Raw genomic sequence first — 12,266 nt, 5'->3', positions numbered from 1 at the left:
GATCACCGGCTTGTCGAGCCGGTGCAACTCGGTGAGCCCGGCGAAGCCGCCGGGGCCGTGGTCGGCGTCGATCGCCTCGCCCTCGGCTGCGGCCTTCAGGTCCCATCCTGCGGAGAAGAACCGGTCGCCGGCGCCGGTGATCACGGCCGCTCGCAGCCCCGGGTCCTCCTGCAGCCGTGTGAACTCCGCGTGGAGGGCGAGACTCGTGCGGGTGTCGATGGCATTCGCCTTCGGCCTGTCGAGGGTGACGACGAGGACGCCGTCCTGCTCCTCGCTGCGAACCGCCTCGTGGGCCGCGTCCGTTGTGCTCTGCATTCTCTCCTCCTGGTCGCTTTCCGTTGGGGCCGCCCGATGCGTCGGCGGCGCGCGTCAGGCGGTTCGCCCGCCCTGCTCCCCGTGTGCGTAGGGCGGTTGGCGGCGTACGAGGACGTCCGCCGCGACCGCTCCTTCGCCTTCGGGGAGTACCAGCAGCGGGTTGACGTCGAGCTCGGCGACGCCGTCGTGGTCCGCGGCGTATGCGGCCACGGCTTCGACCGCCGCGACGGCCGCCCGCACGTCGCCCGCCGGCCTTCCGCGTACGCCGCGGAGCACCGGCCAGAGCCGGAGCGAGGAGAGCGCCGCCTCGATCTCCTCGCGCCCGGTGGGGAGCAGCAACGTCGCGGTGTCCGCGGCGACTTCGACGAGGACGCCGCCGGCCCCGAGGGTCAGCGCCGTACCGAAGACCGGGTCCCGGTGCACCCCCACGAGGAGCTCGGCGACGGCGCCCGGCACCATCCGCTCCACGAGGAAGCGGTCGGCGAGCGCGGACATCTCCCCCACCGCGGACGTCACTTCGTTCTCGGTCCGCAGCCCCAGCCGTACGCCTCCCGCCTCGCTCTTGTGCGCCAGCCCCGGAGAGAGCGCCTTGACGACGACGGGGAAACCGACCTCGCGTGCCGCGGCGGCCGCCCCCTCGCGCCCCGCCGCGACACCGTGGGGCACTGCGACGCCGTACCGGGCGAGCGCCGACTTGCCGGCGTGCTCGTCGACCAACTCGCCCTGCCCGGACGGCTGTCGGGGCGCCGGGGGCAGCGGCGCCGCCAGCGGGCTCCCGTCCTCCTCCGCCGTGCGCAGCCGGGAGCGCGCGACGCCGATCGCACGCGCCGCCGCTATCGCCCGCAGGCAGTCGGAGAGCCCCTGCATGGGTGCGACGCCCGCGTCGAGCAGGCGGCGGGACTCCTCTTCCGGCAGGCCCTCGGGGAGCGAACTCGCCACGCAGCAGCGTGAGTCGGTGGCCTCGCGTGCTGCCGTGAAGGCGTCGAGCGTCGTGGCCCAGGGGTCGCCCTCGGATGCCCGGGTGCGCGGCATGTCGAGGAGGAGGACGTTCATGTCGTGGTCGGCGCCGGTGAGCGCCGTGAAGCAGGCGCGCTGGGCCCCGAAGTCGCCCCATATGTAGGCGTGGTAGTCGAGCGGATTGCTGATGTGGACGTGTTCGCCCAGGAGTTCGCCCATTGTCGCGGCCTGCTCCCTGCCGAGCGGCGGCAGTTCGACGCCGTGCCGCGCGGCGGTGTCGGCCATCAGCGCGGCCTCGCCTCCCGAGCAGCTCGCCGAGGTGATGCCGGCCCGCCCGTCCTCGCCTGCGCCCTGACCCTCCAACGGGCCGTGCACGTGCAGGAGTTTGAGCGTCTCGACGAAGGCGGGGACGTCGTGCGCCCTCGCCACGCCCGTCCGCGCGAACAGCGCGTCGCACAGGACGTCGGAGCCGGCGAGGGAGCTGGTGTGGCTGAGGGCGGCGCGGGCGCCGAGCTCGGAGGTGCCCGTCTTCAGCGCGACGACCGGCACCCCGCGGCGCAGCGCGGAGCGTGCGGCGCGGGAGAACTCGGCGGCGTCCGAGACCCCCTCCAGGTGGAGGCCGATCGCCGTGACGCGCGGATCGGCGGAGAGTGCGTCGATGAGCTGCGGCACGCCCGTCACCGCGCCGTTGCCGTTGGTGACCACGTACGCGAGGGGAAGAGCGCGGCGCTGCATCGTGATGTTCTGCGCGATGTTGCCGCTCTGGGTGATGAGCGCGACCCCGCTGGAGGCCCGCTCGCCGCCGTGCCGGTCGGCCCAGAGCGCCGTGCCGTCGAGGTAGTTGAGCATTCCGATGCAGTTCGGCCCGATCACGGGCATGCCGCCGGCCGCCCGCCGCAACTCGGCCGTACGGCGCGCCCCTTCGGCGCCCTCCTCGGCGAACCCGGAGGCGTGGCAGACGGCACCGCCCGCGCCCCGCGCGGCGAGTTCTGCGACGACGCCCACGGTCCGGTCAGCCGGCACCGCCACGAAGGCGGCGTCGGGCGGCTCGGGCAGCTCGTCGGTGGTGCGGTAGCACGGCAGCCCCTCGATCTCCTGCCGCCGCGGATTGACCGGCCACAGTTCGCCCTCGTAGCCGACGGCCCGGCACTGCCGTACGGCCTCGGCGACGGCCGCGCCGCCGTAGAGCGCGAGGTGCCGCGGGCGCAACAGGCGTGCGAGGCCCGTCTCCGCGTCGCCCCGCATCAGGCGCCCAACGGGCGCAGCAGGGAACGGGAGATGATGTGGCGCTGGATCTCGCTGGTTCCGTCCCAGATCCGCTCGACGCGCGCGTCGCGCCAGTACCGCTCGATCGGCAGCTCAGCCATCAGGCCCATGCCGCCGAAGGTCTGGAGCGCCTGGTCGGCGATGCGCCCGAGCGCCTCGGAGGCGTAGAGCTTCGCCATCGCCGCGTCCCTGTCCGTCATGCCGCCGTTGTCCTGCTTCCAGGCGGCGCGCAGCGTCAGCAGCTCCGCCGCCTCCAGCTCCGTCGCCATGTCGGCGAGCGGGAACGCGACGCCCTGGAAACGCCCGACCGGGCGCCCGAACTGCTCGCGTTCCGCGGCCCATCGGAGGGTGAGGTCGAGGATGCGCCGGGCCCGTCCGACGCTCGTCGCGGCGACCTGGAGCCGACTCGCGCCGAGCCACTCGCCCATGAGCGCGAAGCCGCCGCCCTCCTCCCCGAGCCGCTGGGACGCCGGTATCCGGCAGTCGGTGAAGGCGAGTTCGCACTGGTGGTAGCCGCGGTGCGAGACGCAGTCGGAGCCTCGCCGTACCTCGACCCCCGGCGCGTCGAGGTCCACGAGGAAGGCGGTGATGAGGCTCTTCGGCCCGTGCGCCGTCTCCTCGCTCCCCGTCGCGGCGAAGACGACGGCGAAGTCCGCCATGTCGGCGTGCGAGATGAAGTGCTTGGTGCCGTCGAGTACGTACTCGTCCCCGCTGCGTACGGCGCTGGCGCGCATCGAGCGGATGTCGGATCCTGCCCCCGGCTCGGTCATGGCGAGGCAGTCGTGGCGCTCGCCGCGCACCGCGGGCAGCAGGTAGCGCTCGCGCTGCTCGCCCTCGCATGCCTGGAGGATGTTGCTGGGGCGGGCGACGAGGGACTGGAGCGCGAAGCTCGTCTTCCCCAGCTCCCGTTCCACCAGCGTCATGCTGACCGCGTCGAGCCCGCCGCCGCCGATCTCCTCGGGCATGTTGGCGGCGTAGAGCCCCGCGGCGAGCGCCTTCTCCCGGATGGAGCGGGCGAGTTGGTCGGGCACCTCGTCGAGCCGCTCCACCTCGTCGGCGTGCGGGTCGAGTTCGGCGGTGACGAAGGCGGAGACCGTCTCCGCGATGAGGCGTTGCTCGTCGGTGAGTGCGAAGTCCACTGTGTGCTCCCTCAGTCGGTGCGGCTGCGGCGGATGCCCATGGGCTTGCCCGCGGCCTCCGGTGCGGGCAGCGCGGAGTGCGCGGCGCGGACGGCGTCGAGCCTGCGGAGCAGCTCGTCCGGGAGCGCGGCGGTGCGCCCGGCTGCCATGTCGACGTGGAGCAGCATCTGCTCGGCCGTGGCGAGGACGGTGTCGTCGGCTCCGTTCCGCATCTCGTGGAAGACGTGCAGGCGCTTCGCGTCGTGGTCGAGGAGGCGGAGGGTGACGACGAGGGGGTCGCCGACGACGGCCTCGCGCAGGTTCCGCAGATGCGTCTCGACGGTGTAGAGCGAGTGTCCCGCCGCCCGGTACTCCTCGCCGACGCCGAGGAAGCGGAAGAAGGCGTCGGAGTTGTCGCCGAAGACGAGCAGGTAGCACGACTCGCTCATGTGCCCGTTGTAGTCGGCCCATTCGGGCCGCACCGGCGTGCGGTGGAGGACGAGCGGCGTGGGCACCGGGGCGCCGTCGTCCCAAGGGCGCACACCCGTCCCCTCGTACGGCGTGGTTACTCGGCGCGGGCTGGCTTCCATGGGTTCACCTGTGACGTGATGCGGGGTTGGTGGGGATTTGCGCTGCACAATGTGCGGCAAGCGTTCGTAGTGCGCGACGATAGAAGCGCGCGGTTCCGCACGTCAAGGCGTGCGGTCCGGCCGCCGACCGCGGCGACTACGCTTCCGGGGCGACAGAGCGAGACAGCGGAGGCACAGGGATGGACGTGGCGGAGGAAGCGGCGACCGGGGCGAAGGGCCGCCCGGGCGGCGGCAGGGTGCAGTCGCTGGAGCGGGCTATCGCCCTGCTCAACGCCGTCTCGGCGAGCGCTCCCGAAGGACGCAGCGTCGCGGAGCTCGCCGAGGTGTGCGACCTCAACCGCGCCACCGCCTGGCGCCTCCTCGCCACGCTGGAACACCACGCACTCGTCGAGCGCGACCCCGCCGCCAACCGGTACACGATCGGCCCCGCGGTGAGCCGCATGGCGTCGACTGCCGGCGTGGAAGGGCTGGTTCGGCGCTCGCACGACGTGTTGCAGCGCCTCTGCGAGACGACGGGCGAGACCGCGAACCTCGCCGTCGCCCAGGGCGGGGGCGGCATCACGTACGTCGACGAGGTGGTGCCGCCCGCGGTGCTCACCGCCCGCTGGCTCGGCCGCGAGGTCCCCATCCACGCGACGTCGGCCGGCAAGGCACTCCTCGCGTGGGAGCCCCGCGCCGAGGTCGAGGCACTCCTCTCCCGTCGGCTCGCCGGGTACACCCCGACGACGCAGACGGACCGCGAGGCGCTCGACGCCGAGTTGGCCACGGTGCGGGAGCGCGGGTACGGCATCAGCGTCGGCGAGCTGGAGGCGCAGCTGAACGGGGTTGCCGCGCCCGTGCTGGACGCCGGCGGGCGGCCGGTCGCCGTGGTCTGCGTCTGGGGGCCGCACGACCGGGTGCCCGAGAGCCGGTTCGCCGAACTCGGGCCCCAGGCGCAGGAGGCGGCGGCCGAGATCCGCCGCCGCCTCGCTCCGGGCGCCGCCGCGCCGCTCGCCCACTGAGTCGGGCGGCGCGTCAACTCGCCCACCTGTACGGGGAGTCGGCGGCTCCGCCACGTCGGCTCTGCGAAATCCGCGGCTACTTGGCCGCACTGCCTCCGGGAGCGTCCGGTCTCAGCCGCACGCCCTGCATGCCGCCGTCGACGGCGAGCGACTCGCCCGTGACGGAGGCCGCGTCAGGACCCGCCAAGTAGGCGACGGCGCGGGCGACTTCGGCCGCCCGCACCAGCCGCCCCGTCGGCTGCCTCGCCTCCAGCGCCGCCCGCTCGGCCGCCGGGTCCGCCGCCCGGCCGAGGAGGCGGCCCACCCAAGGCGTGTCCGCCGTGCCTGGGTTGACGCAGTTGACGCGGACGCCCTCGCGGACGTGGTCGGCCGCCATCGCCAACGTGAGCGAGAGCACGGCGCCCTTGCTCGCCGCGTAGAGCGCCCGCTGCGGCAGTCCTGCGGTGGCCGCGATGGAGCAGGTGTGCGTGATGGAGACCCGCCCGGGACGGTCGGCCGCGCAGCGCCGAAGGTGCGGGAGCGCGGCCCGGTCGGTACGTACGAGGCCGAGGAGGTTGACGTCGAGCACGCGCCGCCACTCCTCGTCGTCGTTCTCCTCGACCGTGCCGACGGCGCCGACGCCCGCGTTGCCCACGACGGTGTGGAGTCCGCCGAACTCGGCGGCGGCCCGGTCCACGGCCCGGCGCACCGCGCCCTCGTCGGTCACGTCCGCCTCCAGCGCCAGCGCTCCCGGCGGCGCGCCGCCGGGCTCCGCGTCGAGGACGGCGACCTCGGCGCCCCGGGCGAGGAGAAGGCGTGCCGTCGCGGCGCCGATGCCGGACCCGCCGCCGGTGACGAGCGCCGCCATGCCGGCGAAGTCGGGTGCCTCAGCGGCGGGTTCGGCCGCCGGGATGGGGAGCGTCATGCGGGCGCCTCCTGCCTGTCGCACGGTTCGGAACGGTCGACGACGCGGGCGGCCGCGGCGGGCGGACCCGCCGCGTGGGCGCTCAACTCGACGTCTGACACGGAGAGTTTCGGCGCGCACACCGTGCGTCGCAGGGTCGGGAGCGGTGGCGCAGCGGAGGCGTGGGGGCGGTCAGAGGTGGGGAAGCGGATGTCGCGGACCTCGGTGGGTGTGGGGCTGCACATCGGACCTCTGGTCATAGGTCCGATGTATAGCCGCGCCGACACGAACCGTCGAGAGGTGTGCACGGAACGGACCTGAAGCGTGCGGGGGCTGCGGCAGCACCCGGCTCACGCCGTAGGCTGGGCGGGCACGCAAGGAGAACGGTCTCCGGTGCCGGGGCCGAGTGCCTCGCATCGGACGGAAGGAGGCGCTGGGTGATCGAGCTCGAGAACGTTCCCGAGCTGGTCGACCCGGTCATGGTGGCCGCGTTCGAAGGCTGGAACGACGCCGGCGACGCCGCCTCCAGTGCGGTCGCGCACCTGGAACGGGAGTGGAAGGGCGAGGTCTTCGCGGCGCTCGACGCCGAGGACTACTACGACTTCCAGGTCAACCGGCCGCACGTCTGGCTCGACGAGGGCGTCCGCCGGGTCACCTGGCCCACGACGCGGCTCTCGGTGGTCCGCGTCGGGGAGTCCTCGGGCGAGGGGCGTCCGCGCGACCTCGTCCTCGTACGGGGCATCGAGCCGAGCATGCGCTGGCGCACCTTCTGCAACGAACTCCTCGGCTTCGCGCACGAGTTGGGCGTGGAGATGGTCGTCGTGATGGGCGCTCTCCTCGGCGACACCCCGCACACCCGCCCGGTCCCCGTGACGGGTCTCACCTCCGACTCCGACCTCGCGCGCACGCTGAGCCTGGAGGAGACGAAGTACGAGGGGCCGACGGGCATCGTCGGCATCCTCCAGGAGGCGTGCACCCACGCGGGCGTCCCGGCCGCGAGTCTGTGGGCCGCCGTGCCGCACTACGTCTCGCAGCCGCCCAACCCCAAGGCCGCGCTCGCCCTGCTCAACCGCCTGGAGGACCTGATCAAGGTCGACATGCCGCTCGGCGACCTCCCCGAGGACGCCCGGGCCTGGCAGCTCGGCGTCGACCAACTCGCCGCAGAGGACAGCGAGGTGGCCGAGTACGTCCAGTCGCTCGAGGAGGCGCGGGACACGGCCGAACTCCCCGAGGCGTCCGGAGAGGCGATCGCCAAGGAGTTCGAGCGCTACCTGCGCCACCGGGACGACGACCCCGGCGAGAACGCCCCCCGCGGCACGAGCAGGAAGAGCCAGGGACCGCGCCCCGGCGAAAAGGAGCCCGGCGCCTCCGCCGGCGACCCGGACGCCGCGGCCTCCGACGAGGAGGGCGACGACGAGAGCAGCGAGGCGCGCAGGGACCGCGGCGGCCGCGACCGTCCCGACGAGGAGGGCGAGGGCGGCTGACGGCCCCCGACGGTCCGTCCTCGCCGGCGAGTCGGGCCGGGTGCCGCGTCAGTAGTCCTCCGCCGTCTCCCGCGGGACGGTGCTCCCCCGCGGGCGGAAGCGCTTGAGGTGGAACTGGCGGGAGAGGCGGATCAGCGGACGGATCAGGAGCTCCACGCTGCCGACGAGGAAGCAGACCGTCCCCCTCGTCGTCCAGGCTTCGGAGAAGAACATGATGCTGCCGAGGATGAACCACACGGCGATGAGCACGTCGTTGCAGACGCTCGCCGCCTCGTAGCGGCGGCGGACGATCAACTCCGCGTGCCCCAGCGAGAAGACGAGCGTCTGCTTGTGCGGGGCCCGGCCGTCGCCGTCCGCCGACCCTTCCTGCTTCGGCCCCTCGGGCTTCGGTCCGGTCCCCGACATCTGCGCCTCCCGGCAGTCGCCTCCGAGCCGGACAGGCGTACCACGGTCGGCGCCGCCGCACGGCGCTCGGCACGCCGCGGGCCCCGGCGCGCACCTGCGCGGAGGGCACGGCAGGAGACCGTGCCCTCCGCGCCGACGCTCAGAGCGAGACGCCGAGCAGCGCGTCCACGGTGCGCGAGACGAGGCCGGGGGCGCCGGTGTCGCTGCCGCCCGAGGCTTCCTGCTCGGCCGCCCAGCGGTCGACGGCCGCGAGCGCCGCCGGGGTGTCGAGGTCGTCGGCCAGCGCCGTGCGCACCTCGTCGAGCATCCCCTCGGCCGCGGGCCCGTCGGGGCGGGAGACGGCCGAACGCCAGCGTGCCAGGCGCGCGTTGGCCTCCTGGAGCACGGCGTCGGTGTACTCCCAGTCCGAGCGGTAGTGGTGCGCGAGGAGGGCGAGCCGTATCGCCGACGGGTCGACGCCGTCCTCCCGCAGCTTCGAGACGAAGACGAGGTTCCCCTTCGACTTCGACATCTTCTCGCCGTCGAGCCCGACCATCCCGGCGTGCACGTACGACTTCGCGAAGGGGTACTCGGCGGTGAGCACCTGCGCGTGCGAGGCGCCCATCTCGTGGTGCGGGAAGGCGAGGTCGCTGCCGCCGCCCTGCACGTCGAAGCCCATCCCCAGGTACTGGAGCGCGATCGCGACGCACTCTATGTGCCAGCCGGGTCGGCCGGGCCCGAGCGAGCCGCCGTCCCAGTGCGGGTCGCCCTCGCGGGCCGCCACCCAGACGATCGGGTCGAGCGGGTTCTTCTTGCCGGGGCGGTCCGGGTCGCCCCCGCGCTCGGCGGAGAGCAGCCGCATCGTTTCCGCGTCGAGCCGCGAGACCTCGCCGAAGTGGGTGTCGGCCGAGACGGAGAAGTAGATGTCGCCTTCGATCTCGTACGTGGCGCCGGCGTCCCTCAACCGCTCGACCATGGGGACGATCCAGGGGATCGCCTCGACGGCGCCGACGAAGTGCTCGGGCGGCAGCATCCGCAGCGCCGTCATGTCGTCGCGGAAGAGCGCCGTCTCGCGCTCGGCGAGCGCGGCCCAGTCCTCGCCCGTCTCGACCGCGCGCGCGATGAGCGGGTCGTCGACGTCGGTGACGTTCTGGATGTACTGAACCTGCCGCCCGGTGTCGAGCCATACGCGCTGCACGAGGTCGAAGGCGTTGTAAGTCGCCGCGTGCCCCAGGTGCGTGGCGTCGTAGGGGGTGATGCCGCAGACGTACATGCGGGCGACGGGACCGGGGGTGAGGGTGACCCGTCCTCCCGTCGAAGTGTCGTGGAGTGCGAGGTCGCGGCCCTGCCCAGGCAGGACGGGGACCTCGGAAGCGGGCCAGGCATGCATGGTGGAGAGCCTAACCCGGGCGCGGCGTTCGCATACCGACGGGAGCGGTCCGGCCTGCGCCGATGGCCTGATCCGCGCTCTTGCGCAGGCAGCTTTCCGCGCTACACCGGGGGCCAGGGGATCGCCGGCCAGTCGCCGCTCGGCAGCGGGTGGCGGCCCGAGGCGCGGAGCGAGGCGACGCGTTTGCGCACCGCCTCGATCTCGGCCGTGGTGAGCAGGTCCGCGAGGCGCCGTGCCAGCGGCCCGTCCTCGGCGAGCTGCGCGGAGAGGGCGCCGAGGACCGCCACGGCCTCGGAGGTGAGCTCCTCGCCGCCCCAACCCCACAGCAGGGTGCGGAGCTTGTCGTCGGTGTGGAAGGTGACGCCGTGGTCGATGGCGTAGAGCCGGCCGCGGTGGCGGAGAAGATGGCCGCCCTTGCGGTCGCCGTTGTTGAGGACGGCGTCGAGGACCGCGAGACGGCGCAGCTCGGGGTGGTCCGCGTGGACGAGGAGTGCGGTGCGGCCGTCGCCGACATCGGCGAAGCCGACGGCCTTCCAGCCCTCCTCCGGCTCCTGGGCGTCGACGAGGGCGAGGAAGGGCTGCGTGTCCTCGTCGGCGTCACCGGTCGCCTCGTCGTCCAGGTCCGCCGCGTCGTCCGCCGTCGGCGGTGTGCCGACCCACGCCTGGCACATGCCCCTGCCGTACGGCCCCTCGCGGAGCACCGTCGCGGGGACGAGGGGCCAGCCGCCCGCGCTCGCCACCTCGAAGGCGGCGACCTCGCGGGAGGCGAGGTCGCCGTCGGGGAAGTCCCAGAGCGGGCGCTCGCCCTCGACCGGCTTGTAGACGCAGGGCAGCAGCGCCCCCTCGTGCGCGACGGAGCCGAAGAGGACGGCGTTGGACGCGTCGGGGATGCGCCCGTGCACGGTCAACTCGCCCTGCGCCAGGGCTCTGCGGACGCGCTCGGAGGACGGGTCGTCGAGGGCTTCGAGGGGCGGCGGCGGAGGCTGTCGCTCCGCAGGGGCGCCGGGTTCCGAGTCGCTCATTCGCCCCTGCGGTATCCGTTCTGCCGCGGGCACACGTGGCCCTCGGGGTCGAGCGGGAGGCTGCACAGCGGGCACGGCGGACGTCCCGCGTTGACCACCTCCATCGCGCGCTTGGCGAAGGCGCGCGCCATCGTCCCGCTGAGGCGGACCCGGAGCATCGGGGGGCCGTTCTCGTCGTCCTGGAGCAGCCGCTCCTCCTCGTCGGCGAGGTCCTCCTCCGAGTCGGCGGCGAGCTCCACGACGGCCTGCGCCTCGACGACCATGCACTCGCCGTCGCCGTCCCAGGCGAGGGCCATCGTGCCGACGCGGAACTCCTCCTCGATCGGCGCCTCCAGCGGGGCCGTGTCGCCGATCTCCGAGGGGGCCACGGCCGGTACGGGAGCGTTGCCGCCGGAACGGCGCACGACCTCGTCGAGGAGTTCGTCGATCCGCTCGGCCAGCGCCTCCACCTGTGCCTTCTCCAGGGCCACGCTGGTGGTGCGGCCGGCCGCTGTGGCCTGGAGGAAGAAGGTGCGGCGGCCAGGCAACCCGACCGTCCCGGCGACGAACCGGTCCGGCGGGTCGTAAAGGAACACCTGACGGGACACTCTCGCTCCGTTGACGTCGACGGATGGTTTGCTCGGGCTTCCGCGGGCGCCGTGGCGCCCGCGGTCACTGCACCCTACTGCGGGTGCCGATCATCCCCACTACGCACCGCCCCCGACCGGCGCGACGCCGCGCTCCCCCGCCTCGGTGTCGGACGCCGAGGCCGGTCCCGCCACGAGCGAACCCAACTCGCCCGTTTCGCCGAGGCGCAGCAGGAAGGGGCGGTGCCGGGTGTAGCGGATCGCCGTGACCGAGCAGGGGGCGACGGCGATGCGCTGGAAGAGGTCGAAGTGCATGCCGAGGGCGTCGGCGACGATCGACTTGATGATGTCGCCGTGCGAGCACATCAGGAAGGCGGCCTCGGGGCCGTGCTCGCGCTCGACCGACGCGTCCCACTCGCGGGCCGCGTCGACGGAGCGCTGCTGCATGGCGCGCATCGACTCACCGCCGGGGAAGGCGGCGGCCGACGGGTGCTGCTGGACCGTCGTCATCAGCGGCTCGCCCGTGAGCTCCGCGAGGGGGCGGCCGCTCCACTCGCCGTAGTCGCACTCGCTGATCCGCTCCTCGGTGGCGGCCCGCAGCTCGGGGCGCTCGCGCAGGAGCGGCGCGAGCGTCTCGGCGCAGCGCTGGAGCGGGCTGCTCACGACGGCCGCGAGCGGGAGCCCGGCGAGCCGCGCCGGGAGCGCGGCGGCCTGCGCGGCGCCCTCGGCGTCGAGCGCGACGCCCGGCGTGCGGCCGGCGAGCAGTCCCGAGGTGTTCGCCGTCGACCTGCCGTGGCGTACGAGGAGAAGCGTGGCCATGGGCCCAACCCTAGACGAGCCCGCCGACGGCCCGTCGGCCGCGGGGAGACGGCCGCCCGGCACGGCGCACACCTCGCCACCCGCGGGTTGTACGAGGAACGGATCGCGGAAGAATGCCCCCGTGATCGAGGAGTGCACGCTCTACCGCGCAGAGGGCCCCGCGGAGCACCCGCAGGACGCCGGGGAGGCGCTGCGGCGCGCCCGCGAGACCGCGGACGCCTTCCTGTGGGTCGCTCTCCACGAGCCGACACCGGAGGAGTTCGCGCGTGCCACCGCCGGCTTCGGGCTCCACCCCCTCGCCGTCGAGGACGCCCTCCGGGCGCACCAGCGGCCCAAGTTGGAGGTCTACGCCGACGCGCTCTTCCTCGTTCTCAAGCCCGTCGCCTACGAGGAGGGCGAGGTCTCCACCGGCGAACTGATGGCCTTCGTCGGCGACTCCTTCGCCGTCACGGTCGAGCACGGCGCCCGCGC

At 73.9% G+C, this 12,266-nt stretch carries 13 protein-coding genes; 3 read left to right on the top strand and 10 right to left on the bottom strand.

Features of this window, described 5'->3' with window-relative positions:
- The 4 genes from UWG_RS0101000 to UWG_RS0100985 all read right to left on the bottom strand — a co-directional run.
- Window positions 1–315 (bottom strand): enoyl-CoA hydratase-related protein (locus UWG_RS0101000; protein ID WP_016905340.1); only part of this gene is annotated, 315 nt, incomplete at its 3' end.
- A gap of 54 nt (window positions 316–369) precedes the next feature.
- Entirely contained in the window at window positions 370–2,517 is a 2,148-nt protein-coding gene (locus UWG_RS0100995) for an acetate--CoA ligase family protein (RefSeq protein WP_016905339.1), read from the bottom strand.
- Complete coding sequence (locus UWG_RS0100990) at window positions 2,517–3,677, bottom strand: acyl-CoA dehydrogenase family protein (RefSeq protein WP_016905338.1); 1,161 nt, start codon at window positions 3,675–3,677, stop codon at window positions 2,517–2,519. The genes UWG_RS0100995 and UWG_RS0100990 overlap by 1 nt, the downstream gene beginning before the upstream one ends.
- 11 nt (window positions 3,678–3,688) lie before the next feature.
- Window positions 3,689–4,246 carry a thioesterase family protein gene (locus UWG_RS0100985; RefSeq protein ID WP_029391060.1) on the bottom strand — a complete coding sequence of 186 codons (558 nt, stop codon included), beginning with the start codon at window positions 4,244–4,246 and terminating at the stop codon, window positions 3,689–3,691.
- A 179-nt stretch (window positions 4,247–4,425) separates the two neighbouring features.
- On the opposite strand from UWG_RS0100985, the gene UWG_RS0100980 reads away from it, so the two are divergent.
- The gene (locus UWG_RS0100980; protein WP_016905336.1) at window positions 4,426–5,247 is read left to right on the top strand and encodes an IclR family transcriptional regulator; all 822 of its coding nucleotides are present in this window, start codon (window positions 4,426–4,428) and stop codon (window positions 5,245–5,247) included.
- A gap of 76 nt (window positions 5,248–5,323) precedes the next feature.
- Here the strand turns inward: UWG_RS0100980 and UWG_RS0100975 are convergent, their stop codons facing one another.
- A complete protein-coding gene (locus tag UWG_RS0100975; protein ID WP_016905335.1) occupies window positions 5,324–6,151 on the bottom strand; it encodes an SDR family NAD(P)-dependent oxidoreductase in 828 nt (275 codons plus the stop codon).
- A gap of 416 nt (window positions 6,152–6,567) precedes the next feature.
- On the opposite strand from UWG_RS0100975, the gene UWG_RS0100970 reads away from it, so the two are divergent.
- Window positions 6,568–7,614, top strand: coding sequence for a PAC2 family protein (locus UWG_RS0100970; RefSeq protein ID WP_016905334.1), 1,047 nt, complete (start codon window positions 6,568–6,570; stop codon window positions 7,612–7,614).
- Window positions 7,615–7,662: 48 nt separating this feature from the next.
- On the opposite strand, the gene UWG_RS29265 is transcribed toward UWG_RS0100970, so the two are convergent.
- From UWG_RS29265 to UWG_RS0100945, 5 genes are all read right to left on the bottom strand, one after another.
- Complete coding sequence (locus UWG_RS29265) at window positions 7,663–8,019, bottom strand: YrhK family protein (RefSeq protein ID WP_016905333.1); 357 nt, start codon at window positions 8,017–8,019, stop codon at window positions 7,663–7,665.
- A gap of 139 nt (window positions 8,020–8,158) precedes the next feature.
- A complete protein-coding gene (mshC, locus tag UWG_RS0100960) occupies window positions 8,159–9,388 on the bottom strand; it encodes a cysteine--1-D-myo-inosityl 2-amino-2-deoxy-alpha-D-glucopyranoside ligase (protein WP_016905332.1) in 1,230 nt (409 codons plus the stop codon).
- 101 nt (window positions 9,389–9,489) lie between these two features.
- On the bottom strand, window positions 9,490–10,410 hold the full coding sequence (locus tag UWG_RS0100955) for an SCO1664 family protein (protein ID WP_016905331.1): 921 nt from the start codon (window positions 10,408–10,410) through the stop codon (window positions 9,490–9,492).
- Complete coding sequence (locus UWG_RS0100950) at window positions 10,407–10,997, bottom strand: DUF3090 domain-containing protein (RefSeq protein WP_078495563.1); 591 nt, start codon at window positions 10,995–10,997, stop codon at window positions 10,407–10,409. Before UWG_RS0100950 ends, UWG_RS0100955 begins: the two co-directional genes overlap by 4 nt.
- 99 nt (window positions 10,998–11,096) lie before the next feature.
- Window positions 11,097–11,795, bottom strand: a complete 699-nt coding sequence (locus UWG_RS0100945) for an MSMEG_4193 family putative phosphomutase (RefSeq protein WP_016905329.1) — start codon at window positions 11,793–11,795, stop codon at window positions 11,097–11,099.
- A gap of 121 nt (window positions 11,796–11,916) precedes the next feature.
- On the opposite strand from UWG_RS0100945, the gene UWG_RS0100940 reads away from it, so the two are divergent.
- The coding region (locus UWG_RS0100940) for a CorA family divalent cation transporter (protein WP_016905328.1) at window positions 11,917–12,266 on the top strand (350 nt) is incomplete at its 3' end.

It is taken from the genome of Streptomyces xiaopingdaonensis, assembly GCF_000262345.1.
Lineage (GTDB): Bacteria > Actinomycetota > Actinomycetes > Streptomycetales > Streptomycetaceae > Streptomyces > Streptomyces xiaopingdaonensis.
The sequence above is the reverse complement of the archived record's forward strand: the minus strand, read 5'-3'. Positions and strand labels throughout refer to the sequence as shown.

Excerpts from the sequence above, each read along its gene's own strand:
- UWG_RS0100975 (WP_016905335.1), bottom strand. The coding sequence starts at position 6,151 with ATGACGCTCCCCATCCCGGCGGCCGAACCCGCCGCTGAGGCACCCGAC.
- UWG_RS0100955 (WP_016905331.1), bottom strand. The coding sequence starts at position 10,410 with ATGAGCGACTCGGAACCCGGCGCCCCTGCGGAGCGACAGCCTCCGCCG.
- UWG_RS0100980 (WP_016905336.1), top strand. The coding sequence starts at position 4,426 with ATGGACGTGGCGGAGGAAGCGGCGACCGGGGCGAAGGGCCGCCCGGGC.
- UWG_RS29265 (WP_016905333.1), bottom strand. The coding sequence starts at position 8,019 with ATGTCGGGGACCGGACCGAAGCCCGAGGGGCCGAAGCAGGAAGGGTCG.
- mshC (WP_016905332.1), bottom strand. The coding sequence starts at position 9,388 with ATGCATGCCTGGCCCGCTTCCGAGGTCCCCGTCCTGCCTGGGCAGGGC.
- UWG_RS0100985 (WP_029391060.1), bottom strand. The coding sequence starts at position 4,246 with ATGGAAGCCAGCCCGCGCCGAGTAACCACGCCGTACGAGGGGACGGGT.
- UWG_RS0100945 (WP_016905329.1), bottom strand. The coding sequence starts at position 11,795 with ATGGCCACGCTTCTCCTCGTACGCCACGGCAGGTCGACGGCGAACACC.
- UWG_RS0100995 (WP_016905339.1), bottom strand. The coding sequence starts at position 2,517 with ATGCGGGGCGACGCGGAGACGGGCCTCGCACGCCTGTTGCGCCCGCGG.